At 48.0% G+C, this 24015-nt stretch carries 24 protein-coding genes and 1 riboswitch; of the genes, 8 read left to right on the top strand and 16 right to left on the bottom strand.

Features of this window, described 5'->3' with window-relative positions; all coding sequences use genetic code 11:
* The first annotated feature begins 140 nt into the window (after positions 1 to 140).
* The 3 genes from ABF87_RS11435 (at position 141) to ABF87_RS11425 (ending at position 4036) form a co-directional block, all read left to right on the top strand.
* Positions 141 to 551, top strand: coding sequence for a copper resistance CopC family protein (locus tag ABF87_RS11435; protein ID WP_345789911.1), 411 nt, complete (start codon positions 141 to 143; stop codon positions 549 to 551).
* A gap of 2 nt (positions 552 to 553) precedes the next feature.
* A complete protein-coding gene (locus tag ABF87_RS11430; RefSeq protein WP_160829250.1) occupies positions 554 to 2575 on the top strand; it encodes a CopD family protein in 2022 nt (673 codons plus the stop codon).
* A 381-nt stretch (positions 2576 to 2956) separates the two neighbouring features.
* Positions 2957 to 4036: a calcium-binding protein gene (locus ABF87_RS11425; RefSeq protein ID WP_160829249.1), complete on the top strand. Its 1080-nt coding sequence runs from the start codon at positions 2957 to 2959 to the stop codon at positions 4034 to 4036.
* A gap of 149 nt (positions 4037 to 4185) precedes the next feature.
* Here the strand turns inward: ABF87_RS11425 and cobO are convergent, their stop codons facing one another.
* From cobO to btuB, 3 genes are read right to left on the bottom strand one after another with little or no spacing between them, the layout of a single operon-like run.
* A complete protein-coding gene (cobO, locus tag ABF87_RS11420) occupies positions 4186 to 4791 on the bottom strand; it encodes a cob(I)yrinic acid a,c-diamide adenosyltransferase (protein WP_160829254.1) in 606 nt (201 codons plus the stop codon).
* Between the two features lie 4 nt (positions 4792 to 4795).
* A complete protein-coding gene (locus ABF87_RS11415; RefSeq protein ID WP_160829248.1) occupies positions 4796 to 5377 on the bottom strand; it encodes a hypothetical protein in 582 nt (193 codons plus the stop codon).
* Between the two features lie 12 nt (positions 5378 to 5389).
* Positions 5390 to 7234, bottom strand: coding sequence for a TonB-dependent vitamin B12 receptor (btuB, locus tag ABF87_RS11410; RefSeq protein ID WP_193568008.1), 1845 nt, complete (start codon positions 7232 to 7234; stop codon positions 5390 to 5392).
* A gap of 127 nt (positions 7235 to 7361) precedes the next feature.
* Positions 7362 to 7577: riboswitch (cobalamin riboswitch) on the bottom strand.
* A 244-nt stretch (positions 7578 to 7821) separates the two neighbouring features.
* On the opposite strand from btuB, the gene ABF87_RS11405 reads away from it, so the two are divergent.
* The 3 genes from ABF87_RS11405 to ABF87_RS11395 are packed head-to-tail and all read left to right on the top strand — an operon-like array spanning position 7822 to position 10564.
* Positions 7822 to 8721 carry an HlyD family efflux transporter periplasmic adaptor subunit gene (locus tag ABF87_RS11405; protein ID WP_160829247.1) on the top strand — a complete coding sequence of 300 codons (900 nt, stop codon included), beginning with the start codon at positions 7822 to 7824 and terminating at the stop codon, positions 8719 to 8721.
* Positions 8718 to 9887 carry an ABC transporter permease DevC gene (gene devC / locus ABF87_RS11400; protein WP_345789910.1) on the top strand — a complete coding sequence of 390 codons (1170 nt, stop codon included), beginning with the start codon at positions 8718 to 8720 and terminating at the stop codon, positions 9885 to 9887. Before ABF87_RS11405 ends, devC begins: the two co-directional genes overlap by 4 nt.
* Positions 9887 to 10564, top strand: coding sequence for an ATP-binding cassette domain-containing protein (locus tag ABF87_RS11395; protein ID WP_160829246.1), 678 nt, complete (start codon positions 9887 to 9889; stop codon positions 10562 to 10564). Before devC ends, ABF87_RS11395 begins: the two co-directional genes overlap by 1 nt.
* An 86-nt stretch (positions 10565 to 10650) precedes the next feature.
* On the opposite strand, the gene ABF87_RS11390 is transcribed toward ABF87_RS11395, so the two are convergent.
* Both ABF87_RS11390 and ABF87_RS11385 read right to left on the bottom strand, forming a co-directional pair.
* Complete coding sequence (locus tag ABF87_RS11390) at positions 10651 to 11901, bottom strand: HDOD domain-containing protein (protein WP_160829245.1); 1251 nt, start codon at positions 11899 to 11901, stop codon at positions 10651 to 10653.
* A 210-nt stretch (positions 11902 to 12111) separates the two neighbouring features.
* Complete coding sequence (locus tag ABF87_RS11385) at positions 12112 to 13656, bottom strand: APC family permease (RefSeq protein WP_160829244.1); 1545 nt, start codon at positions 13654 to 13656, stop codon at positions 12112 to 12114.
* Positions 13657 to 13940: 284 nt separating this feature from the next.
* Here ABF87_RS11385 and ABF87_RS11380 point away from each other — a divergent pair, with 284 nt between their 5' ends.
* Positions 13941 to 14321, top strand: a complete 381-nt coding sequence (locus tag ABF87_RS11380; protein ID WP_160829243.1) for a rhodanese-like domain-containing protein — start codon at positions 13941 to 13943, stop codon at positions 14319 to 14321.
* A 140-nt stretch (positions 14322 to 14461) separates the two neighbouring features.
* Here the strand turns inward: ABF87_RS11380 and ABF87_RS11375 are convergent, their stop codons facing one another.
* Entirely contained in the window at positions 14462 to 14905 is a 444-nt protein-coding gene (locus ABF87_RS11375; protein WP_160829242.1) for a Mov34/MPN/PAD-1 family protein, read from the bottom strand.
* A 567-nt stretch (positions 14906 to 15472) separates the two neighbouring features.
* Here ABF87_RS11375 and ABF87_RS11370 point away from each other — a divergent pair.
* Positions 15473 to 16918, top strand: a complete 1446-nt coding sequence (locus ABF87_RS11370) for a mannose-1-phosphate guanylyltransferase/mannose-6-phosphate isomerase (RefSeq protein WP_160829241.1) — start codon at positions 15473 to 15475, stop codon at positions 16916 to 16918.
* 16 nt (positions 16919 to 16934) lie between these two features.
* Here ABF87_RS11370 and ABF87_RS11365 read toward each other — a convergent pair whose 3' ends face one another.
* The 10 genes from ABF87_RS11365 to hisF form a co-directional block, all read right to left on the bottom strand.
* A complete protein-coding gene (locus tag ABF87_RS11365; RefSeq protein ID WP_240143650.1) occupies positions 16935 to 17147 on the bottom strand; it encodes a heavy-metal-associated domain-containing protein in 213 nt (70 codons plus the stop codon).
* Entirely contained in the window at positions 17144 to 19570 is a 2427-nt protein-coding gene (locus ABF87_RS11360; protein WP_160829240.1) for a copper-translocating P-type ATPase, read from the bottom strand. Before ABF87_RS11360 ends, ABF87_RS11365 begins: the two co-directional genes overlap by 4 nt.
* A gap of 48 nt (positions 19571 to 19618) precedes the next feature.
* On the bottom strand, positions 19619 to 20248 hold the full coding sequence (locus ABF87_RS11355; RefSeq protein ID WP_160829239.1) for a hypothetical protein: 630 nt from the start codon (positions 20246 to 20248) through the stop codon (positions 19619 to 19621).
* 107 nt (positions 20249 to 20355) lie between these two features.
* The gene (gene tatC, locus ABF87_RS11350; protein WP_160829238.1) at positions 20356 to 21168 is read right to left on the bottom strand and encodes a twin-arginine translocase subunit TatC; all 813 of its coding nucleotides are present in this window, start codon (positions 21166 to 21168) and stop codon (positions 20356 to 20358) included.
* A 69-nt stretch (positions 21169 to 21237) separates the two neighbouring features.
* On the bottom strand, positions 21238 to 21630 hold the full coding sequence (gene tatB, locus ABF87_RS11345) for a Sec-independent protein translocase protein TatB (protein ID WP_160829237.1): 393 nt from the start codon (positions 21628 to 21630) through the stop codon (positions 21238 to 21240).
* A gap of 73 nt (positions 21631 to 21703) precedes the next feature.
* The gene (gene tatA, locus ABF87_RS15330; protein WP_160829236.1) at positions 21704 to 22012 is read right to left on the bottom strand and encodes a Sec-independent protein translocase subunit TatA; all 309 of its coding nucleotides are present in this window, start codon (positions 22010 to 22012) and stop codon (positions 21704 to 21706) included.
* Positions 22013 to 22044: 32 nt separating this feature from the next.
* A complete protein-coding gene (locus ABF87_RS11335; protein WP_160829235.1) occupies positions 22045 to 22398 on the bottom strand; it encodes a histidine triad nucleotide-binding protein in 354 nt (117 codons plus the stop codon).
* Positions 22399 to 22401: 3 nt separating this feature from the next.
* Entirely contained in the window at positions 22402 to 22725 is a 324-nt protein-coding gene (locus tag ABF87_RS11330) for a phosphoribosyl-ATP diphosphatase (protein WP_160829234.1), read from the bottom strand.
* A complete protein-coding gene (gene hisI, locus ABF87_RS11325; protein ID WP_160829233.1) occupies positions 22722 to 23114 on the bottom strand; it encodes a phosphoribosyl-AMP cyclohydrolase in 393 nt (130 codons plus the stop codon). Before hisI ends, ABF87_RS11330 begins: the two co-directional genes overlap by 4 nt.
* Before the next feature lie 58 nt (positions 23115 to 23172).
* Positions 23173 to 23946, bottom strand: a complete 774-nt coding sequence (gene hisF / locus ABF87_RS11320; RefSeq protein WP_160829232.1) for an imidazole glycerol phosphate synthase subunit HisF — start codon at positions 23944 to 23946, stop codon at positions 23173 to 23175.
* Positions 23947 to 24015: the final 69 nt, after the last annotated feature.

Here is a 24015-nt window from a genome sequence, read left to right as displayed (position 1 = left end):
AAGCACAACTTCCGCTGCTTGAGTGAATTCATTTCATCATCGTTACAAGCAGCTTAGATAAGTTTTTTTTGAACTCCACTTTGGATTGTTAATCCAAATTTTGCAATAAAACTATCATAAACCTAAGATAGGGGTAAACCGTGCAAGCCAAGTCTTCATATATGTATTTCATCAGAAGAATAACAATTCATTTCACGCTACTCATAGTGCTCTCGTCATTATTTCCGATTAATCTGGCAATGGCGCATGCAACGTTAGTGAAGTCCGATCCTCCCCGCAGAGCCTCTCTTTCTTCACCACCCAAACAAATCCAGCTTTGGTTCAATGAAAAGATAGAAGCTTCTTACGCATCAGTCATCGTGCTGGATAAGGATAAAAAAGCAATTACTCAGAATAATCCGGAAGTTGTTGCAGAAGATCCTAAATCGGTCGTTTTGAGCATGCCTGAAATCGATGCAGGTCGTTACACCGTGCAATACCGAGTAATGTCTGTAGATGGTCATGTCATTGAATCCAGCTATGATTTTAATGTAAAGAATAAAATGCAGTAAAGATGATTGATATCATTGCAGCAGTTGCACGTTGGTTCCAGCTCGGCGCCAACCTGATCGTGTTAGGCAGTTGTATTTTCTTGGCAATTCCCACAAATCTGAAACAAACCTACACGGAAGCGTGGGTCCATCGGTTAGAAAGCTTATTTCTCTGGCTAGTATTAGCAATTCCATGCGGATTGGTTGTCATTTTAATGACAACCATTATTCAGGTTACTGGTCATACGAATAATTTCTGGCATCAAGAAATCTGGCTGGGTTTTCTCAACGATACTCGCACGGGTCAAGTCTGGCTCTGGCGTGCAGCTTCATCAATCTTATTAGTGCTGGTAGTTATTGCTCATCTCAGGATGGGATTCAAGGCACGCTGGCAGTATATTTTTTGCGCTGTCATTGCCACTTTTCCATTGGTTGCCAGCGCCTTTGTCAGTCATGCCGCAACTGAAGAATTTTCCTCCTCAGCAATAATTCCGTACGCCTTTCATTTGATATTCGCTGGGGTATGGTTTGGTGCGCTACCTGCTTTTTTAGTATTACTATCTGATCACTTTTTTAATAGCAAGAATCAAGGCAATCATACTGTGGGTACGCTAGAACGCTTCTCGTCGATTGCACTACCTGCCATGCTGCTGATTATCGTGACGGGCGTTGTCGTGAGTGATCGGATTTTTGATGATCGTTATGCCGCCTTGGTTGCAACTCCGTATGGTTGGTTGCTCAGTGCCAAGATATTGTTATTGGGCATAATTCTTATTATTGCATCACGCGTTCGATCATACTGGCTTCCCTTACTCGGGAATACAGAACAGTCGCGAATAGTAGAGTCAGGGAAAAAAGGCCTACAAAAATGGGTGGGCATAGAATTTTTTTTGGCGGTGGTCTTGATACTGCTTGCAACGGTGATTACTCATACCACTCCGGTAAAGCATGCGCCAATCGATAATTGGCCATTTCCGTTCCGCTTTTCATTGGCGACATGGGAGCAACCTAATGTGGCGGCCAGAATTTGGGCAGGAATGATAGTATTAGCCATTGCGCTAGGTGTTATCACGTTAAGGCAATGGCTTGACTGGAAATGGAGACGTTCAATTGGAATTTCATCGGTTTTACTGGTGTCGGGACTGGCCATCGCCTTGCCACCCTTGACGATTCAAGCATATCCGGAGACTTACCGTAGACCCTTGATACCCTTTGATACCACCTCAGTGGCTAATGGTGCAGCGCTCTATGGACAGCAGTGTGGGGAATGCCATGGCCCGCAGGGAAAAGGAAACGGTATCAAATCGAGAACGTTATCGACCAAACTTCCGGATTTGCTCACTGAATCCCATACCACTGATCATACGCCCGGCGATTTCTACCACTGGATCACATACGGGATGATCAACACGGATATGCCAGGCTTTGCCGCTATGTTATCCGACGAAGATCGCTGGGATTTGGTTAATTACCTTCATGGCTTATCACGCGGTTATCAAGCCCGAATCCTGACGCCAGATATCATTCCGAACAGGGCGCATGTCAAGCCGCCGATGTTTGCTTATACTGATCATGATGGGAACAGTGGTGCGCTACAAGATTTTCGGGACAAAAAAGCAGTATTTTTGGCGGTCTTTTCCTGGCCTCAATCAAAAGAGCGATTGGAGCAATTGAAATCCGCCCATGCCAGCTTAAACGATCTTGATGCACTGGTATTAGCTGTTCCATCTCAAGAATTGACGACTGAGGAATTGGCGCAAGCAGCCTCCGAAATTCCTTTTCCGATCATCACGCAAGGCGCTGTTGAGATAGCTAATAGTTATTCGCTATTTCGTCGAACGCTCAATCATCCAGATTTGATGGGTAATGGCACGATTCCATCGCATATGGAATTTTTGATTGATCGGAACGGCTATTTGCGAGCCCGCTGGATTCCATCCATCGATGTGGCTGGATGGTCAGATATTGATCAACTTACTCGACAAGTTAGTTTGTTGAATCGTGAGAACGAAAAAATCCCCTATCCTGAGGATTATGTTCGTTAAGTAGCTTAAAAAATTCCGTAAAAATGAGTAAGCGACAATCAGGTAAGGTGAGATTGGACAAAAAATTGTATGAGTAAAGCATCAATTTCAATGTACAACCTGATTGAACGCAGTGGTTTTGCAAGACTTAAGTATCTTAGTAACGGATAAGCAACGGCATAAGCAACGTCCAGGTTCAGATCATCAGGAACCATGAAATCGATCAAATTGCCTTGCACTGATGCATGCTGGGATTGAACATTCCCGCCTCATTTCATCGCAATGCTCTCGCGTCTATTGATCACTTGGATAATTCATTTCTATTTGAAAATCTCATCTTAAGATACCTGATAGTCTAATTTTGAGGGTTTTTCTAAATATTTTTAAAAAAAGGAGACGACATTGGCAATAATTAATGGCACAAATTTCAATGACAACGATACCACTCAAAATGGAGTCTTTCGTTCCGCGTTGATAGGAACAGCAGGGGTTGATTCAATTTTCGGCTTCGCGGGAAATGACATCCTCGATGGTGGAATTGGTGCTGACATGATGTCCGGCGGCGATGGTAATGATGTGTATTATGTCGATAATGCAGGAGATATCATTACTGATACGAAAGGTTACGATGTGGTGAATTCATTTCTTTCTTATACGATGAAAGTTGGTCTGGAAACCCTTGCACTCATCGGCGATAATCCAATCAACGGAACGGGTACGCCTAACAATGATGATATCACCGGTAACGATAGCAACAATGTACTGATGGGATTGGTCGGTATTGATCAATTAGCCGGCAACGGAGGAAATGATACGTTGGATGGCGGACTCGGCGCGGATTACATGGAAGGAGGCGCAGGCAACGATATTTACGTCGTGAATGATATTAATGATGTTGCTGATGAAACGGGCTTCCTATCTAATGGGGTTGACTTGATCAACGCATCCATTTCATATGTTCTCGATTCAGAATTGGAAAATTTGACGCTGACAGGAACCGCCGCGCTGTCAGGTACCGGTAATGAATTCAATAACATCATCAACGGCAATAATGGCAACAATTTACTCAATGGTCTTGCGGGTGTCGATAATCTCGTCGGAAATGGCGGTAACGACACCCTCAGCGGCGGTCTGGGGAAAGACAGTTTAAATGGCGGTACCGGTCAGGATAAATTTTTATTCAACGCGGCGCCCGGAATCAATAATGCCGATACCATCACCGGGTATGTTGCAGCAGACGACACGATTACGCTTGAAAACGCTATTTTCACCAAATTCACGGCAACGGGAATCATCAATGCCGGTAATCTGATCGCAAAGGCCAATCCGGTGGCAGTCGATGCCAATGATTACCTGCTCTACAATACAACCACTGGAGTGTTGTCTTACGATGCCAACGGGAATGCGGCTGGTGCAGCAGTTCAGTTTGCTACGCTGGTAGGAGCTCCTGCCGTGACTGCAGCCGATTTCCAGATCGTATAAGCGGAGCGCATTGAATCGCTCTTGACACTCGACTCACAGACCTTGATTGACGGACAGAATATTTAACACGACTTGGATATTCTTAATTCTTCTGAAAAAAGTTCCTTTTTACGGAAACTCAAACGGTTAAGTCATCAACGTACTGGAATTCATAGATCAATACCTTTTTGCGCCTGAATACCCGAACGAAATGCGTGTTTGATGTCGGTCATTTCGGTGACCGTATCCGCAAGCTGGCAAAGCGCGTCGGGTGCGCCGCGACCAGTAATGATGACGTGCTGCATGGCCGGGCGATTTTTTAGGTCATTCAATACGGTGGCCATATCCAGCCAGCCAAACTTGATAGGATAGGTCAATTCGTCCAGTACGACCAATTCAATCGCCGGGTCGCGCAACATGTTCTGAGCAATAACCCAGCCACGCTGTGCTGTGGCAGTATCGCGCTCAAGGTTCTGGGTGTCCCAGGTATATCCTTCGCCGAGGACGTGCCAATCAACATGAGGTTGACTACGGAAGAACGCTTCTTCGCCGGTATCTGAACGACCCTTGATGAACTGAGCAACGCCAACGCGCAGTCCATGACCCAATGCTCGCGCTATCATACCGAAAGCTGCACTTGATTTGCCTTTCCCGTTCCCGGTATGTACCAACAGCAAACCCTGGGTCCGGCCGGCGCGAGCAATCGCTGCATCGATGACTTCTTTTTTCCGTTGCATACGAGTGCGGTAACGATGCGCGCGTTCGGTTTCTGTCATCATGTCATTTCGTGACTGCGCTACGCAGGCTCAAAGCTTGCGCAAGATAAGTAAAGAAAATATGAATGACTGCTGCGAAACCGACATAGAATCCGAAAGTTTCGATGTATAACGGAAAATATTTAATGACGAGATCAATAAACTCATTTCCGTTCACTGCCGAGAAATAGCCTGAAAAGAGATAGAATCCGCCATTCGAAAATAGCTCGCAGGCTGTTAACCCGACTGCGCTGCTGATGGTCAGCGGTATGAGGCTGCGCCAATTGAATTGATACTGCTTTGCAAACCATTTTCCCGCCATCCATAGCGAAGCATACGCAGGCAGTAAGAAGATATAAGCCGGGGTGAAGCAAAAATCATCGATTCCTCCCCAAGCGAAAGCGGAAAAATCCAGCCACCCACCTAATGCGAAGAAACCCAGCAAAGGCCATATCGAGCGTAAATAAACCCCTGCCAGGAAGAAAACCGCCCACGCTGCGTCAGCGAGCTGATGAGATGATGCAAAATGATAACTACGCGTCAGTATCATCAGAACCGCTAGTAGCAATGCAATGACCAACTGTGTGCGAAAAGATAAGATCAACATAATAAAGTCCGGTTAAGGTTGATAACGCACCATCGCGAAAAAGTTCCGCCCTGGTTGATTGAAGAATGCTGCCGTTTCATAGCGTTCATTGAATAGATTTTCAATGCGTCCTTGAAGCCGCCAGTGCTTATTAAAAATATATTCGGCGCGCAAGTCAAATTTCACATAACTGTCCAGTTTCCGGCTATTGGCGAGATCGTCATAACGCTCGCCTTCGACCAGCAGCATGGCGCCCAGCCGGTAATACTGACCGAACTGACGGTCGGCGTCGAGACGAAAGGATTGCTGAGCGCGGCGGGGCAATATATTACCGCGATTCAGGCCGGATGAACGATTCTCAGGATCCAGCAACGTCAGGTTGGCATTGAATTGCCAACCCTTGAGCTCGGTGCTGAGAATGCCTTCAAATCCCCGGATTCGTGCTTGATCAACGTTGCCCGGCTGGAAAGTCGCGGCATCAAATGCAATCAGATGATCGACGCGGGTTTCGTAGATATTGAGCGACCAATTTCCCCAAGTCATCTTCCCTCGTGAGCCGAATTCAAAACTTCTCGAATCTTCCGGGCGTAAATTGGGGTTGCTAAAACCTGGAAAATATAATTCATTGAAGGTCGGCGCTTTGAAGGCACTGCCAAAATTGGCAACGAGCCGAATCGCATCTGTAATAGGATAACTCCAACCTACGCCCCCGGTAACCCGGCTGCCAAATTGCTGGTTATCGTCATGACGAAGCGACAGTTGTATATCATGTTTGGCAAAAGTTGCCTGATGCTGTGCAAACACACCCCAATTGGTACGTGAATGTACTGTGAAGGCCTCATTGCTGTTGACATGGTCTTTTTGATAATCCATGCCAATGGTCAATAAGTTATTGGAAGTGATAGTGAAATCATTCAGCACCGAAATCGTGTCTCGTATAGTATTAAATCGACTGAAGAACGCTCTATCGAGAAAATTGTCTGAATCTTCCCGGCTGCGGCCGCCGATCAAGCTGACGCGCCAGAAATCGAGTGGGGAGTAGCGTGCGGTACCGCCGATGACTTGTTGCATCAACACGGTTTTGTTGGCGATACTGCCATCAAATTGCGATTTCCCGGCTGATTGCATGAAGCTCGCATCGATTTCCAATCCATTCTGGAAACGATAACCGGCACGCGCAGAACCGGCGACATTGCGATAACCGTCCCGGTCAGGTTGAAGTTCATCAATGAAGCAACCGGCGGAGCTCGAGCCTGTGCACGCATTGAATCCCTGGGTACCGATACCGCTCGCTGTCATATTGAGCCATCCTTGTTTGCCACCATACGACAAGCCGGTGGAGCCTTCCAGCGTGCCGAAACTGCCACCGCCAAATCCAAATGTCGGTTTCAATCCGGTGCCGGTGCCTTTGCGCGTAAAAATATGGATGACACCGCCGATCGCTTCAGAACCATATAAACTGGAGCGCGGCCCGCGCACGATTTCGATGCGTTCGATCTGTTCAACGGGAATATTCTCGAATGCGGTGGTACCGGAAGTGGCCGAGCCTACTTTGATGTTATCGATCATTACCAGCACATGATCCGATTCAGTGCCACGCATTTGGACAAAGGTAGCTTTGCCCGGGCCACCCTGATTGACGACGTTGATCCCCGTTACGCCGCGCAACAAATCCTGCATCGAGCGCACCTGCTGACGTTCAATATCGTTGCGGGTAATGACAGTTACTGATGCCAATGACGAATCGGCAGTCTGCGCCGTTCGGGTCGCCGTTACCATCACAGGTTTTTCTTGTTGTTCAATGCCTGTAGCCATCATGCTGGCTGGATAGAGCCCTAGCCCTAGCACGACCAGTACCGCCCGGTGGTATTTTTGCATGTTCAGATTCCTTCGCGCACACCCGCGCGGTATTCAATGAGATTGAGGGATGGACGAAGGATTTCCGAATGGGCATAGTGATGAGTACTCAGGACTCATCACTATGCCATTGATTGCCCTCCGCAATCCCGCAGTATGTGCTTTAGGCCGGTCTCCGGACTGATGAGCGGAAATATCCTGATCTGCGCCTTCCCATGTTTTCACACAGTGGCCTGTTGCAGATGGTTAACTCAATTACCGTTGCGGGGGCAGTACTGGCGTTGCTTGAAGAGCTACTTAAAACGCACCAGTTTCCCGTTTAACTTTCGTAAGATTTGAAAGCACCTAAAGCGATGTGTGCGGAACTTACCTGAAATGCAGTTGCAGTGTCAAGGCAGGGATTACGCTCTGAATTTCTGATCAACGGTGAAATTCCAAAATTGATGATGCCCAAGAATGCTGTGGAAACGAGGTAAAATTACAATTTCTGTTGTGATAAGTATGACGATAATTATTTCTTCATGCATTATTCGACAGAATTGAATAAACATATCTCGTAGTGCAAGCTCTGCGAGCCTCTGAATAGTCTGTCAACGAATTAGCGATTCATGTTTCTGAAAACGAGCTATTTTATATTTGCAATTGCTGCCATCAGTATTTCTTGTTCCTCCGCTCTGGCCGAAACGGAGCGTGTACCCGACACTCAACAAGGAATAGGTGCATTAGGACGAATTGAGCCTCGTTCCCGCGTCCTCAAACTTTCCCATAATGCCGGCCCGGAAGGCGCACGTGTTGAGCAGCTCCTGTTCCAAGAAGCCGATCAAATCAGAGCCGGACAGACATTAGCCATTCTGTCTGATCAGAAGAAGAAAAAAGCGGAAGTTGAAACTGCCCGAGCTCGGGTGAAGGTACTGCAAGCGCAACGGGAGAGTGAACACGCTGCCCGTGTTTTTAACAAACAGGAACATGTGCGCTATCAGTCTTTGAAACATGATTCTGCCACCAGTGTTTCACTTGCTGAGGCTAAACGGTTGGCTTTTGAGCAATCAGAAATTAATGTCAAGCGCTTATCCGCGGAAATAGCGCTTGCGCAATCCGAATTGAAAGTCAAAGAAGTAGAATTGAGTAATATGTACATCATGGCGCCAATCGATGGCACGATATTAAAAATTTACGCGCGACCAGGAGAGCGCATTGGCGATAAAAGTGTGCTCGAAATGGCTGATTTGACTGAATTGGATGTGGTTGCCGAAGTGTACGAAGCGGATTTGTTGCGGGTCAAAATAGGCCAATCTGCACATATCCATGCAGTCGGCTTTAAGCGAGTCTATAACGCCCAGGTTAGAGAATTGGGTTTTCTGGTGAGAAAAAATGATATAAACGATACCGATCCATTAGCGGATCGGGACAATCGCATCATTGAAGTGCGTTTGACGCTCGAATCCGAAGCTGTTACTGAATTGCAGCACCAAATTTTCCGCCAGGTCAAGGTTCGAATCATTCCGTGAATTGGGTAGATTGGTTTTATTTTCCGGCGCGATTGGCCTGGCGGCAATTGATCTTCGATCGAACCAAACTGAGTGCTGCGATTTGTGGGGTATTGTTCGCTTGCGTGCTGGTTTTCATGCAATTGGGTTTCAAGGATTCTCTTCATGCCAGTGCCGCTTTAGCGCCGGTAAAGTTGAATGGCGATCTATTCTTGATGCACAGGCAAAGCGAAGCCATGTGGCGTTCCGTACAATTTAATCGCAGTGAATTGATGCGCGTTCTGGGTCATCCATCGGTGGCTGATGTGCACCCGCTATACTTGGGATTGGCGCCTTTCAAAAATATCCAGAAGCGGACGAAGCGCACGCTAATGATTTACGGTTTTGATCCGGATTCGTCAATATTCAATCTGCCCTCTGTGAAAAACCTGCGAGTGGAATTACGTCAGAAGGATACGGTATTGTTCGATGAATATTCTCGCCCTGAGTTCGGGCCGGTTCGTCAATATCTCGAAGCAGGGCAGAATATGACTGAAATCAATGATTATAAAATTTCGATTATCGGCCTGTTTCAGTTAGGCGTATCATTCGCGGCGGATGGGAATGTCATTACCAGCGATTTGAATTTCATGCGCATTTTTCCTCGCCGCAAACATGAGGGCATCGATATGGGAGTCATCAAATTGCATCCCGACGCATCCGTCCTGCAAACCCAATTCGAGCTCAAAAGCCGACTTAACGAATATGTCAATGTCTTTACGTATGATGAGCTGCAACAGTTCGAGAAAAAATATTGGACCGATACCGCGCCGATTGGATTCATTTTTAATTTTGGCATCTTAATGGGATGGATAGTGGGTTTGGTGATCGTTTATCAAATTCTTTTTACTGACATTACCAATCACCGCAATGAATTTGCGACCTTGAAAGCCATGGGTTATGAACATGGCTATTTCGTGCGCGTGGTATTTGCCTCGGCTTTTTTTCTGACGATATTGGGATTTATCCCCGGTTATCTGCTTTCTTCAGGTTTGTACTATCTGGCAGAATCGCAAATGTTCATGCCCATGCCGATGAACCTTGGAAAGGTGTTGACTGTTTTTGCGTGCATTCTTTCGATGTGTTTTATGGCGGGGGTATTGGCCATACGTAAATTGAAAGACGCCAATCCCGCTGATATGTTCTGATGTTCCCTGTTATTGATGTCAATCACCTGAGTTTCAGTTTCGGCAGTGGAACATTAACGCAGTCCGTGCTGAAGGACATCACGATTTCTATCCAGCAGGGTGAAATCGTGTTGCTGACTGGTCCTTCCGGTTCCGGCAAAACGACGTTCCTGACCATCATCGGAGGGTTGCGCCAGGCTTTTCACGGCAGCGTCAAGGTGCTTGATGAGGAATTCATCAATAGCAATGAAGCTCGCAGGATAGGAGTGCGTAAACAAATTGGTTATATATTCCAGCAGCATAATCTACTCAAGTCGCTGACTGCGTTACAAAATGTAAAAATGGCGCTCGAGATGCAGCATACCCTGACAGAGCAACAGCGAAGTGATCGCGCTGCCGAGATTCTCAAGGCGGTCGGGTTGGGTCAACGGCTAGATTATAAACCAGCGCAACTGTCTGGCGGCGAGCGCCAGCGCGTTTCCATTGCCCGGGCATTGGTAGGGAATCCTAAAATCATTCTGGCGGATGAACCGACCGCTTCGCTTGACAAGCAGAGCGGCTATGAAGCGGTCAGTATTTTAAAACGACTGGCAAAGGAATCGAAAACGACTATTTTATTAGTGACCCATGACTATCGAATCCTCGATATCGCTGACCGTGTCGTCGAATTGGAAGACGGTATCATTAAAAATGCCTGAGTGGATGTTCGTAGAATGAGGATTTCATACTCACATATTCTTCCGATTGCGTAAAAATGGATTGAATTTGAACCGATCCCATGGGTTTACTGCTGAGTGGATTGATTGACAGCGTCACTGATTCGATTTGCCCAAGCTGTTGCTTCGAGTTCCATGCGAGTGAATTCATTGAAATCAAGAAAAGCCATTTCATTCATCATGGCCGAAACTACTTCAACTTCGCCTTTCTCATAGGCTTCGATGAGTTGCAATTGCCGCCCCAGATAACCCTGCCGGGTGAGCAAGGCTTCACTCATGTCTTTTTGTATGCTCAGGGTTTCCACTAATTTTTCCATCTCAACGCCAAGCAATGTATCCAGTAACGACAATACGCCAACCATGAATGCACGGTCCTGGTGATTCTTATCATGAGGCCGATCAGCCGTGGCAATGAATTCAAGTAACTTGCCCCGTATCGCAGCGGTCTGCATGAGTGCGTCCGATGAACCGCCATCCCTCTGTTTTGCGGCATACAGTAATATCTGCACCCAGCGCTGAAGTTGCTTACGGCCCACGATCATGATCGCGCGCTTGATCGAGTTGATTTTGCTGGGTAAGCCACTGGCGGCTGAGTTCACCATGCGCAACAGGTTGTAGCTTAAACCGGGCTGGTATTTCAGCTCGTTCTCAATGTCCGTTACTTCGCTGTCTTTGACCACCAAAAGCAGCAGCTTCAGCAACGAAAGCTTGGATGGGTCGATGCGTTTTCCGCTGATGATCTCGGGTTTAGCAAAATAGAAACCCTGAAGCATCTGAAAATTCATTGCAATGCAGCGCCGGGCGGTTTCCAGGCTTTCCACTTTTTCTGCCAGAAGTAGGGCAGGCCAACGTTTCAGCAGTTTGACCAGATTGATGAGCTCGGTCTGGCTTAGTGGATTGACATTGACTTTGACCACATTGATCAGTGGTAGTAATGCAGCGTTTTGCCTGTTGATCTGAGACACATTCGAGAGCGCTAATTGATAACCCTGTTTTTTCAGGAATGAGCAGCGGTGAATAATCTCATGATTGATTTCGACATTTCTCAGGATCTCCAGCACGACATGCTTTTTCGGTAGCATGCAAATGGCATCATTCATCAATAATTGTGTATCGACCTTGATGAAGCCGCGCCGTTTCCCGATGACGTTTTCTATTCCTAATTGTCCGTAAGTATCGATGATGACATTCGCGGAAGCTGCGGAATTATTGGTGACCGTGACGGTATTTTGCTGATCGGAGCGGAATAAAAGTTCGAATGCAACTAGATTTTGTTTGCTGTCAAGAATGGGTAGTCTGCCAAGATAAACTTCATTCATGCTTTCTCCTATTTTTTCAATCCGCTGGTACGCATTTGTTTATCGTCCAACTTGAATTCAACTTGAGCTAAGCGCTACAGATCGACGAAAATAGGGCTTATCCGCGGAGGAGAAGCGAGTGCGGGGAAGAAGTCCGGTAGTTCGGAATTTCTTCCACCTACCTGAGCAGTATGGGGCCGTCGGAAAAATCATGACAAAGTGGAAACTGAATCAATGTTCAGGATCAGCATGCGAATGCGTGCTTGGGTGATTTCGACCATTCTTCACCATATGCGCTCTTTCAAGCGGGAGCGTTTCGCCGCGGAAGAATCTGGGTTCGCGCATATTCCACAGTATCATCAACGGGATTCCCAGTAGCAGGGTAACGACGCCAATCAGAAATACGGCACCGATACCGGCAATCGAACCGCTTGAACCATAGCTTGGGTCCATCATGTTCCAGGCCTGGAAGATACTGACAGCGATCAAAATCACGGCAGCGATCAAGGGTAGAAAGAACTGTGACAGCGCGGTGTGCCAATGATTAAAAGCCGTCCGGTGGAAATACAATACGCAGGACAGTGCCGCGATCGTGTAGTACGTGCATACTGCGATGCTGACGCTGTGTATGGTATCTTTGATGATGGATTCGCTGACGGCACTTAACGCCAGGTAAATGGCAAGCGTCATCAGTCCGATTGCCCAAGTGGCGAATTTAGGTGTTTTAGTTGTCGCGCTGACTGATGAGAACCTGCGGGGAATGGCCCGATAGGTCGCCATTGCCAGTGCAGCCCGTGCGGCTGGCATGATCGTTGACATCGTCGCAGAAAAAGCCGAAATGGCGATGATAATCGCGGCGACGAGTGCGCCCTGAGCGCCAATCATGTCTGTTGCCAGAACGGTAATGATCGAATCGACATTATTCTTGAAGGTCAAGCTGGACTCATCGTGAACATCGATGCCAGCGTATGCGAGGGCTGCCGTCGAAAACATGACATAGGTGATCACCGTAATGATCATGGCCAGGATGCCGCTGCGTCCGGCCTGTTCCGGACTGCCGTCGGTTTCTTCTGACATCGCAAGGGATGCGTCAAAGCCCCAGAATATGAACAGCGCCACCAGAAATCCATTCAGGAAAGCCTCAAACGAGGCAATTGCAAAAGGATTGAGCCACTCAAATGAAAACGGTTGCGCCGTACTGACGGCCTCACCTTGCATGACGCGCATCAGCAAGATGGCGGCTAGCGCCAGCAATCCTCCATATTGAGTAACGGTGAGAATCATCGTGGTGCGGGATGATTCTTCAGCGCCGAGCGCTGTCAGGTAAGTGGTTGATAGGATGAAAAGAATTGCGACACCAAGGTGGAGCCATAAGGGCGTAGTTGGCAGATTCAAAATGATCGCTGTGGCATTGACGATGATTTGTGTTGCGGCTACTCCTGCCAGTATGCTGGCGAGTAATAATGCCCATCCACCCAACCATCCACAACGCGGGCCGATGGCTTTTGTCCCCCATGTGAACACCGTGCCCGAGTCCGGCGCGGAGGTCGTCAGGTGCTTATACGACAACGCCACAAAGAACATCGGAATGACCGACAAGATGAACACGATGGGCAATTGATAGCCACTTTCCGAAGCTCCATACCCTAATGCGCCTGTCAATGAATATGCCGGGGCGGTTGCCGCCAAACCGATCGTGACCGCAGCCATTTTGGATACCGAACCTTTTTTTAATCCCTTGGCCCTCAGGCCGTGCATGTTGGTTTCTTCGTGCATTCGATACCTCATTTTTTAGGGCAGGGTGCAAATACCTTAACTGTCGGCAGAAAAGTAGCAAAGATCTGTAGTGAAGTCAAAGCGAGGAAAAATGAATGGAATGCATCAGAAAGTTGCTTGTTCACATCATGATTACGTGTGCAAAGAGGATTTTGACCACTGTGATGTTCTTTGTTACAGTCAAAATGACATTCCAGACTTGCCGACTGGGTGAAGAGGTGGGAAAAACAATCATTGGATCGGTTTAAACATAAAAGATTAGCGAATTTGAGAGGGGTAAAAGCATGCAGCACAATCCACGATTCTTGGAACTGGTGGAACAAGCCAAACAACGTATCAAAGAGTGTTCCGTGAACGATGTGCAAGAAAAATTGAGAAATAAAGAACAGTTTCATTTTATTGATGTGCGGGAAGATCATGAATTCTGGGTAGACCATGCGGCCGGTGCGTGCCATCTGGGAAAAGGTATCATTGAACGTGATATTGAGACCGTGATACCCGATAAACAGGCAACCATCGTGCTGTATTGCGGAGGAGGATTCCGCTCGGCCTTGGTCGCAGATGCGCTTCAGCAAATGGGTTATACCCATGTGTTATCCATGGATGGCGGGATTCGAGCATGGCGCGAGGCCGGATTCCCGCTCGAGAAGGATAAATCGATCTGAACTTATCCCGGGGTCGATGCGTTACAGATGTTACGGACTCAACAGAAAGTAGTTTGCTGTAGAAGGATTTGCTTTTTCAGAGTTTCTCCCGCGTGTGGTTGATAATTGACGGTGTGTCCGGAATAGGGCGGAAGGTTAGATCAAGCCACCATCTGCAATTCCAATTCAGGTTCATATCGATGAACGATCTGAATTCTTTCTTCAATCACTATCCGGTCGATGATCCGGAAGCTGCGAAGCTCATCGCAATTGAGCGATTCTGTTGAAACAATCAGATAGTGAGACTGAGGTGCAATAGCGGATTCGACCTCAGCATGCGTTGGGTAAGCCTGGCAATGGGGATGCGAAAAGAAAATAACGATGGGTTCTTCACCTCGCTCGTTCATTTCTTTCCATACCTGCAATTGGCGTTGTGGGTTGAGCTTGGGGAAAGATCCTGGTTGTGTTTCCTTGTGCATCGAAATGAGTCGCAGCGGCAGATTTGAACCCACCGGGCCGGCGATGATGCCACAGGTCTCAATCGGATGAAAATTCAATGCTTGGGTGATCAAAGCATTGATCAATCGGGAATGTATGGTCAACATAGTGTTAATCTCCAATGACGGATACAGAGTCCACGGTAGGCCGTGCGACTCAGGAAATTCTGAAAATTGCGCGCATTCATGCGGCACTGAAATCAGACTCTACATGCTCATGAACGCTCATAGATCTGCATTTTTCTGCCCGATTTCGCTGCGCCAGACTGGAATTCGTATTTTTTGAGCTTTCCTGAAAATTTCAATTTTGAAAATTGCGCAGTTTGGTTTTAGTCGGGATGAAAGGAGTGATCGAAGCATGTATCATTTTTTAGTATGTATCGATTTTAAGGTGCTGGGAATGCGGCAAATTGTCGCAGACCAAACTTCATAGCCGCCCACACAGTGTTTCTAACTGGCAGTGCCAAACTATTCCAAACATTCGATTCAATCAAAGCGATATGAAATTCATGGAATGGAGGCCAGAAAATATACTCCAGGCTGGAAATCACCATGACTGATAGTGATGTGCTCAGGCTGGAAAGTAGTGTTGAATCGGTTTAACATGTTTTGTCGGAAAACATGAACAGATTGCCATTTCGATTTTCATCAACATTCCTGGATAACGCTGAGAACATGCATTCAACCATTCATCCCATCATACTTTCCGGGGGAAGCGGCACCCGGTTATGGCCGCTGTCCCGTGCCAACTATCCCAAACAATTGTTACCGCTGGTTGGCGAACAAACCATGCTGCAAGCGACATTAGCCCGAGCAGCCGCATTACCCAATGCGCAGGCACCCATCCTTGTCTGTAATTCAGAACATCGGTTCTTGACCCAAGAGCAATGCGAAACCATACATATCAAGCCGGAGGCGATCTATCTCGAGTCGATCGGACGCAATACGGCGCCCGCGATTGCACTGGCTGCGTTTCATCTGTTCCAGAAAGACGAAAATGCCATGATGCTGGTATTGCCGGCAGATCACGTCATTGATAATCAGGCGGCCTTTGCCGAAGCAGTTGAAACTGCAGTGGCGGGAGCGTTGGAAGACTATCTGGTTACTTTTGGCATTACGCCGTCGGGACCAGAAACAGGTTATGGGTATATAAAAATCGGCGATGCGATTGAATGCGCTGCGACTCCTGCCACTTCATTATCCGCTCATCACGTTCAGTCTTTTTTCGAGAAGCCGGATCGTGAAACGGCTGCGGCATACTTGCAGGATGGTGGTTATCTATGGAATAGCGGTATATTCGTTTTTACCGCCAATAGCTACTTGCAGGAACTGCAGCGACACCAGCCGGATATTTTTTCCACTGTCCAGGAAGCCTGGCAAAAAAGAGTCACCGATCTGGGTTTTATTCGTCCCGATAATGATGCATTCCTGGCTTGCCCGTCAGATTCTATCGATTACGCTATTATGCAAGTCACCGAACGTGCGTTGGTGATCCCTGCCCGATTTGGGTGGAGTGATGTCGGATCATGGGATTCGCTCTGGCAAATTGCGCCCAAAGATGATCGCGGTAATTTCACCAGTGGCGATGCGCATGTCATGGATACCCAACGGAGCTACATACGCGCCGAAAACCGTTTGGTATCGGTGATCGGACTGGACGATGTGATCGTGATCGAAACCGCCGATGCGGTGCTAGTGATGCACAAGAGCAAGACTCAGCAACTCAAGACAGCGATACAACAGCTCGAGGCCAATCAGCGCAAGGAGCACTTGGAACATTTGCGCATTCATCGGCCCTGGGGTTGGTATGAAGGGATTGACCGTGGAGAGCGCTTTCAAGTGAAACGGATCATGGTCAAGCCCGGAGAAAAACTGTCATTGCAAATGCATCATCACCGGGCCGAGCACTGGGTGGTGGTGAGCGGTACTGCCAAAGTGACGGTAGAAGATAAAGAGATGCTGTTTGCAGAAAATCAATCGACGTATATTCCGTTGGGCAAGCCTCATCGCCTCGAAAATCCAGGAAAAATTCCCTTGCATCTGATTGAGGTGCAATCAGGTGCCTATCTGGGCGAAGACGATATCGTCAGATTCGAAGACTCGTATGGCCGCATGATTTGACTCAACCTACCGCGAATTAATCAGCTACTTCAAAACCAGCGTCAAGTATCGCTTCTTTCAGACGATCCAGACTGATCGTGGCGGAATCATACTGAACCGTGGCTTGAGCCGGCTCCAAAGTAACGTCCATTGCCGTGATGCCGGGTAAGTTTTTCAGGACGTTTTTAACGCTGTTGACGCATCCCATGCAAGTCATGCCTTTTATGCTAATGATTGATTGTTGGATCATGTTTTTTCCTCTAAATGTTTTGATGAAGGGTTGGGTTGCCAGCGCTTCAGCAACAATGAATTAGTGACCACCGATACTGAACTCATCGCCATGGCGGCGCCGGCGATGACTGGATTGAGCATGCCGATGGCTGCCAGCGGAATACCCAATGTGTTGTAGATAAATGCAAAGAATAAATTCTGGCGGATCTTTTTGAGTGTGGCGCGTGACAACGAAATCGCATCGGCAACGCTCATTAAATCATTCCGTATCAAAGTAACGTCGGCCGTTTCGATAGCTACATCGGAGCCAGCCCCAATGGCAAAACTGACATCCGCGGCAGCCAGAGCAGGGGCATCGTTGATGCCATCACCCACCATGGCGATGACCTGGCCGTCGGCTTTCATCTTAGTGACTTCCGCAGCTTTATCCTGAGGCAGCACTTCGGCGTGATAATCAGTGATGCCGGTGCGTTTGGCGATCGCTGCGGCGGTGACGGCGTTATCTCCGGTCAGCATGACAATGTCGATATTCATCGATTGCAGACGTTGAATTGCCTTGAGTGAAGTATCGCGCAAACGATCTGCAATGGCCAGATAGCCCAGAATCTGGAGCGTGCGATCGTTGCGTGAAGCGACACTGATGACAGTTTTTCCTTCAGCCTGTAAGGCGGTGATGTGCTGTTCATCCAATGCCCCACCTTGTTCGGCGAGATATCGTGGCGAGCCCAGGAAGTACTCGATGCCCTGCATGCGTGCCGTAATACCGCTGCCAGTAACAGCTGAGAAATCCGTGATCGGTTGAAGGGTAAGATGCAATCTTTTCGCGCTGTCCAGCACCGCCCGTGCCAGTGGATGCTCAGAACCCTGCTCCAGGGATGCGGCGATCTGCAATACCTCATTCCCGCTTCCGGAAGAAACCGGCACTATATCTACGACTTCCGGTTTACCTTCGGTTAAGGTACCGGTTTTGTCGACAATGAGCGTTTGAATCTTTTCAGCATGCTCCAGGGCGGCCGCATTCTTGACCAATATGCCTGCCTGCGCGCCGCGCCCTGTGCCGACCATGATGGCCGTTGGCGTAGCAAGTCCGAGCGCGCAGGGGCAGGCAATGACCAACACTGCTACGGCATTGGTGAGCGCAGCGACAAATTCTTCAGTAAGCCACCATGTGGTCCCCAGGGTCAGCAAACTGATCAGCACCACAATGGGAACAAAAATTCCCGAAATGGTATCAGCCGAGCGCTGGATCGGGGCTTTCGAACCTTGCGCTTCTTCAACCAGATGGATAATGGCGGCAAGCTGAGTATGAGCCCCGACGCTGGTGGCACGGCATTTGAGCAACCCCTGTTGATTGACCGTAGCGGCAAACACGTGCGCGCCTGTTTGTTTACTGACCGGTAAGCTTTCTCCGGTGAGCATGGATTCATCGATGCTGGAAGATCCTTCAACGACGGTGCCGTCTACAGGCAGACTCTCACCAGGACGGACGATAAAAATATCGCCGACTTGCAGATTGGCAGCGGGCACTTCAATGATTTCGCCATTTTTCTCGATCCGTGCTGTTTTTGGTTGTAATCGGATTAGCGCCTCAATGGCTTCCGATGTTTTTCCTTTGGCGCGCGCTTCCATTAATTTGCCCATTAAAACCAGCGTGATAATGGCTGCGCTGGCTTCGAAATACACATGCTGGTCAAGCGCAAATAGGGTAACCACGGCGCTGAAAAAATAAGCCATGCTGGTACCCAGCACCACCAGAACATCCATATTGGCGCCGCCACCGCGCAGCGAATGCCACGCTCCGACATAAAAGCGCCGTCCGATCCAGAATTGCACCGGCGTGGCCAGCAACCATTGCAGCCACTGAGGTAGCATATTCATGTCATGACCAAAGAACATGCCGCCCATCTGCAGCACCAATGGTAGAGTAAGCAGCGCCGAAATCCAGAAAAGCCGCAATTCAGTTTGGTAAGCCGCTTGCCGGCGCAATTTATCTTCGTTATGACTGGATTCATTGATTTTAGTAGCATCATAACCGGCAGCGACGACTGCCTTGATCAATTGATCGACTGTGACCAACCCGGGGGTAAAATTGACTTTGGCGGTTTCAGTGGCGACATTTACCGCGGCTGAGACACCTGGTAATTTATGCAATGCTTTCTCAATATGATCAGCGCAAGCTGCGCAGGTCATGTTGCGCAGTTGCAGGCGCACTGATCGCGATGCAACGTGGAAGCCGGCTTTCTCAACGGTTTTAATCAGTGCATCCGCATCAGCCAGATTTTCGTCAAAATCGATGTGGGCTTTTTCATTGGCAAAGTTGACCGATGCTTGAACGCCGGAGAGTTTGTTCAGGTTTTTCTCGATCCGCACCGCACAGGCAGCGCAGGTCATACCTTCGATGGGTAATTCGATATGTCTATTTACAGATGTTTCTGAGATCATGGGATTTTGGTAAGTCAGCGTTAATTCATGAGCAATTAGCTGCTCCCGTTATTGCTGGCGATCGAGCACAATGGCACCGTCGATCAGTTGAACCCTGTCTCCGTGCTGGAGATGCGAAACATCAGGAACCACGATAATCGATTGACTGCCATCAGGCATGGTTACGCCCACCTGATACTGACCGGAATGGTTTGGGCCCTGATGCCCAGGTATGACGCCCGTGGAAGGGTAGCCTCCATAGGGAGACCCAGATTGATGGGGATACGTATATGCTTGATGCGGTGCCTGACGAATTACTTCCCTGGCGATCGTTCCGGCGACTACACCGCTTGCAATGGCATTCAAATTGATTTTATTGATGGAATCGATAATACCGCAGTTACTGCATGTCGATCTGGAAGGGCGCCGATAGGCTGGGCCGGCATCAGTGCTTTTTATGCTGACACTGCCGGGTGGAGTTCCCAGAGCAGTGCCGATACGCTGGATTTTTCTCGACGGTCTGGGCTGATCGACCATTTCTTCAGGCTGAGATTGGGTTGCCAGTGGTTGCGATTCTAGAGAGCGTTGATTCAAATCGGTCGACGATTGTGCCCGTGCGGTGCAGGGAACGACAATGGCGAGAATGATTGCACTGAAAATCATCCATGCAGAATCAATGCGGAATTGAGTATGACACATGACGCTTGCTCTCCTTCGAAATATCGACCCGTTAAAATAACCTTTCCATTTTAGATGAGGGCACGGTCGGTAGGTTTCAACCAGCACGTTATCGTTATGTTAGGCTGCTATGAGGACTTATCGTCATCTACCGGTTTTTTCTGAGTATGAGTTTTATCAGTCTGGCTGTTGCCGGAGGGTGCCAATGGATCGGAAACCAACGCCGGATGGCGAGGTTTGATCATCAAGGCGGCAATAAAAATGCCCAGTTCATACAACAGGCATAAAGGCACTGCGAGCATGAATTGAGAGACCACATCGGGGGGGGTGAAGATTGCAGCGATGACAAATGCACCGACAATTACGTACGGGCGAATTTCCTTGAGCTTTTCAATCGTGATAGCGCCGGTTCTGACGAGAATGATGACGAATACCGGTACTTCAAAAGTAACGCCGAATGCCATGAACATCGATAACACAAAGCTCAGGTATTTTCCGATGTCAGTCATCACGGCCACACCTTCCGGGGCAAAATAGGTGATGAATTCGAAAACTAGCGGTAGGGCAGCAAAATAGGCAAAAGCCATACCGAAGAAAAACAAAATGCTGCTACCGATGACCAAGGGGAGCGCAAAGCGTTTTTCATGCGTATACAGCCCGGGTGCAATAAATGACCAGATTTGGTACAACGTATGGGGCAAGGTGATGACAAAGGCCATCATCATCGCGACTTTCATTGGTACAAAGAACGGCGTGGCTACATCGGTTGCGATCATCTGACCGCCTTGCGGCAATTTCTCGAGCAGCGGTTGCGCCAACAGGGTATACAATTCACGGGCATAAAAGGCACAAGGAAGAAATCCCAACAAAAGTACGCTCAGTGCGCGTATCAGGCGCACGCGTAATTCCACCAAATGCGATAGAAATGAACCTTCAAGCATGATGACCGATATAATGGCAGTAAGATTGAATGTGAATCAATGGATCATACACGAACAGCCAATCAGCAATCAGTTCTTTTCTTTCTCTTTTGCGCTATTGAAAGATTCCCCGCTTGGTGCAGGCGATGGTTGGGATTCTGGATGAGTGCGAGGTGCCGATGAATCACTTTGAGTACTGCTGTCAGAGGGAGATTCTATTACTGTATTTTTCAGTTGATTGGCTTCTTGTTGCACTGAGTCTTCAATGGATTGAACGGTATCATGAACCGACGATTGCATTTTCTTGAGTTCTTCCATGCGCATTTCGTTATGGATATCCGTTCTGACGCTATATACAAAACCACGGAGGCGGGCATACAGATGGCCGACTGTTCGGGCCACGCCGGGTAACCGTTCGGGTCCAATCACAATCAATGCAACGATTGAGATGACCAGGATTTCCATAAAACTGATATCAAACATAAGGCTTATGGGTTGATGTTGGCTTCATCGATGGAGATACACGCTCAGTGATTAATAAATCCTCTGGGTGACCTTATATTTTGGGGGATGTTTTTTCCTTTGTATCAGATCCTGTATTTTGATGATGCGCATTGTTGGATGGGGATGCACTATGAGCATTGAAATGAGGTGTATCTTCTACCTTGGCTTGAGCATCGATAATGCGCTCATTCGTCGAAGAAGATGGTGCAGAATTGCCCGTTTCAGATTCTTTCATACCGTCTTTGAAGCCTTTGATGGCGCTTCCGAGATCTCCGCCAAGATTACGCAGTTTTTTGGTACCGAATACCAGAACCACGATCACTAATACGATGATCCAATGCCAAATGCTGAATGTACCCATTGCCTCCTCCTGTTAAATGGAATAGTACGTGCCTAGCCTTGATGATGGATCATTCCGGGTAAACGCTTACGCCCACCGATGACGTGGAAGTGCAGATGAAGTACTTCCTGTCCCCCCACATGTCCGGTATTAATGATAGTGCGGAAACCGTCGTCACATCCTTGTTCCTTGGCTAGCCTTGGAGCTAATAATAGCATTTTACCCAACAGGTTCTGGTGATGATCTTGAATTTCAGCAAGCGAATCGATATGCAGCTTGGGGATCAACAAAAAATGCACAGGAGCGGCGGGATGGATATCGTTAAACGCCATCAGATCTTCATCCTCGTAGATTTTATTGCAAGGAAGTTCTTTTCTGACAATCTTACAAAAAATACAGTTGTCCATAACTTATGTCGTCCGTGACAATTTTTCTTCGATTCCCGAAATGCCTTCGCGTCTCTCCAGTTCCCGCATTACATCATTTGGAGTAAGTCCATGATAAGAAAGCAGTATCAAGCAATGAAACCACAAATCAGCAGTTTCATAGATGACTTGATCAGAATCGCCATCTTTCGATGCCATTATTATTTCAGCTGATTCTTCTGCAATTTTCTTGAGAATTTTGTCTTGGCCGCCATGAAACAATTTAGCCACATAGGAATTCTGGGTTTCTGTCTGTCTGCGGGCTTCGATAGTCTTCGCCAAGCGGTCGAGAATGATTGGATTAGTCATTTATGATAGATATCCTCAGGATTCTTGAGGACGGGAGTTGTGATAATCCATTCGTGATCCTCCAGTTTCTGAAAAAAACATTGATGCCTGCCGGTGTGGCAGGCGATACCGCCTATTTGCTCGACGACGAGAAGCACAACATCTTCATCACAATCCAAATAAATATCCTTTACTTTTTGGATGTGGCCGGATTCTTCACCTTTGTGCCACAGTTTCTTGCGAGAGCGTGACCAGTAGACGGCTTCACCTTTTTCAACCGTGAGTTTCAATGCTTCTCTGTTCATCCATGCAAACATCAGTACCTTGCCGCTCTCCGATTCCTGAGCAATCACTGGTATCAATCCATCCTCAGACCAGTTGATTTTATTGAGCCACGTATCGGCAGGCATATGTTTGTCAGATTAAATGTTGGGAAAATCGGTTAATGATATCAGCACCATTCTAACATTATAATCGCACTTCGATACCATGCTGGGCCATATACTGCTTGGCTTGCTGCACGGTAAATTCACCATAATGAAAAATGCTGGCGGCTAAAACAGCGTCTGCATGTCCTTGCAGAATGCCGTCAACCAGATGATCGAGATTGCCTACGCCGCCGCTGGCGATCACTGGAATGTCGATCGCATCCGAGACAGCGTGTGTCAATGCGATATCAAAACCATTCCGGGTGCCGTCCCGGTCCATGCTCGTCAGTAAGATTTCGCCGGCGCCTAAGGATTGCATTTTTTTCGCCCATTCAATGGCATCAATACCGGTCGATTGCCTTCCGCCATGAGTAAACACTTCCCAACGTGGCGCATGTTCTGGCGAAGGAACTTGCTTTGCATCGATGGCAACCACGATACATTGAGAGCCATAGTGATAGGAAGCGTCTGCCACCAATTGTGGATTGAGCACGGCCGACGTGTTGATGCTGACTTTATCGGCGCCTGCATTGAGCAATCGACGGATGTCGTCAACTTGGCGTACGCCACCGCCGACAGTCAATGGAATAAATACCTGTGAGGCGACATCTTCGATGATGTGCAGAATCAGATCACGATCATCCGAACTGGCTGTGATATCCAAGAATGTGAGCTCATCAGCGCCTTGCTCATCGTAGCGGCGCGAGATTTCCACCGGGTCGCCAGCATCCCGCAATTCAACAAAATTAACGCCCTTCACGACGCGTCCATTGGTGACATCCAGGCATGGGATGATACGTTTAGCGAGGCTCATCAGATTTAAAAGCCGGTTATGAGAATAGAAGAAAAATATCGAGTGGCAGGGCAGTGGCTGGAGTATCTA

This window comes from Nitrosomonas sp. JL21, assembly GCF_009833095.1.
Classification (GTDB): domain Bacteria; phylum Pseudomonadota; class Gammaproteobacteria; order Burkholderiales; family Nitrosomonadaceae; genus Nitrosomonas.
This window is presented reverse-complemented; position numbering and strand designations above follow the sequence as displayed.

What these genes read in the sequence shown, in the direction of transcription:
- ABF87_RS11430 (WP_160829250.1), top strand. Translation starts at nt 554, where the DNA reads ATGATTGATATCATTGCAGCAGTTGCACGTTGGTTCCAGCTCGGCGCC.
- cobO (WP_160829254.1), bottom strand. Translation starts at nt 4,791, where the DNA reads ATGACAGAAACCGAACGCGCGCATCGTTACCGCACTCGTATGCAACGG.
- ABF87_RS11415 (WP_160829248.1), bottom strand. Translation starts at nt 5,377, where the DNA reads ATGTTGATCTTATCTTTTCGCACACAGTTGGTCATTGCATTGCTACTA.
- btuB (WP_193568008.1), bottom strand. Translation starts at nt 7,234, where the DNA reads ATGCAAAAATACCACCGGGCGGTACTGGTCGTGCTAGGGCTAGGGCTC.
- ABF87_RS11405 (WP_160829247.1), top strand. Translation starts at nt 7,822, where the DNA reads ATGTTTCTGAAAACGAGCTATTTTATATTTGCAATTGCTGCCATCAGT.
- ABF87_RS11395 (WP_160829246.1), top strand. Translation starts at nt 9,887, where the DNA reads ATGTTCCCTGTTATTGATGTCAATCACCTGAGTTTCAGTTTCGGCAGT.
- ABF87_RS11390 (WP_160829245.1), bottom strand. Translation starts at nt 11,901, where the DNA reads ATGAATGAAGTTTATCTTGGCAGACTACCCATTCTTGACAGCAAACAA.
- ABF87_RS11385 (WP_160829244.1), bottom strand. Translation starts at nt 13,656, where the DNA reads ATGCACGAAGAAACCAACATGCACGGCCTGAGGGCCAAGGGATTAAAA.
- ABF87_RS11380 (WP_160829243.1), top strand. Translation starts at nt 13,941, where the DNA reads ATGCAGCACAATCCACGATTCTTGGAACTGGTGGAACAAGCCAAACAA.
- ABF87_RS11375 (WP_160829242.1), bottom strand. Translation starts at nt 14,905, where the DNA reads ATGTTGACCATACATTCCCGATTGATCAATGCTTTGATCACCCAAGCA.
- ABF87_RS11370 (WP_160829241.1), top strand. Translation starts at nt 15,473, where the DNA reads ATGCATTCAACCATTCATCCCATCATACTTTCCGGGGGAAGCGGCACC.
- ABF87_RS11365 (WP_240143650.1), bottom strand. Translation starts at nt 17,147, where the DNA reads ATGATCCAACAATCAATCATTAGCATAAAAGGCATGACTTGCATGGGA.
- ABF87_RS11360 (WP_160829240.1), bottom strand. Translation starts at nt 19,570, where the DNA reads ATGATCTCAGAAACATCTGTAAATAGACATATCGAATTACCCATCGAA.
- ABF87_RS11355 (WP_160829239.1), bottom strand. Translation starts at nt 20,248, where the DNA reads ATGTGTCATACTCAATTCCGCATTGATTCTGCATGGATGATTTTCAGT.
- tatC (WP_160829238.1), bottom strand. Translation starts at nt 21,168, where the DNA reads ATGCTTGAAGGTTCATTTCTATCGCATTTGGTGGAATTACGCGTGCGC.
- tatB (WP_160829237.1), bottom strand. Translation starts at nt 21,630, where the DNA reads ATGTTTGATATCAGTTTTATGGAAATCCTGGTCATCTCAATCGTTGCA.
- tatA (WP_160829236.1), bottom strand. Translation starts at nt 22,012, where the DNA reads ATGGGTACATTCAGCATTTGGCATTGGATCATCGTATTAGTGATCGTG.
- ABF87_RS11335 (WP_160829235.1), bottom strand. Translation starts at nt 22,398, where the DNA reads ATGGACAACTGTATTTTTTGTAAGATTGTCAGAAAAGAACTTCCTTGC.
- ABF87_RS11330 (WP_160829234.1), bottom strand. Translation starts at nt 22,725, where the DNA reads ATGACTAATCCAATCATTCTCGACCGCTTGGCGAAGACTATCGAAGCC.
- hisI (WP_160829233.1), bottom strand. Translation starts at nt 23,114, where the DNA reads ATGCCTGCCGATACGTGGCTCAATAAAATCAACTGGTCTGAGGATGGA.
- hisF (WP_160829232.1), bottom strand. Translation starts at nt 23,946, where the DNA reads ATGAGCCTCGCTAAACGTATCATCCCATGCCTGGATGTCACCAATGGA.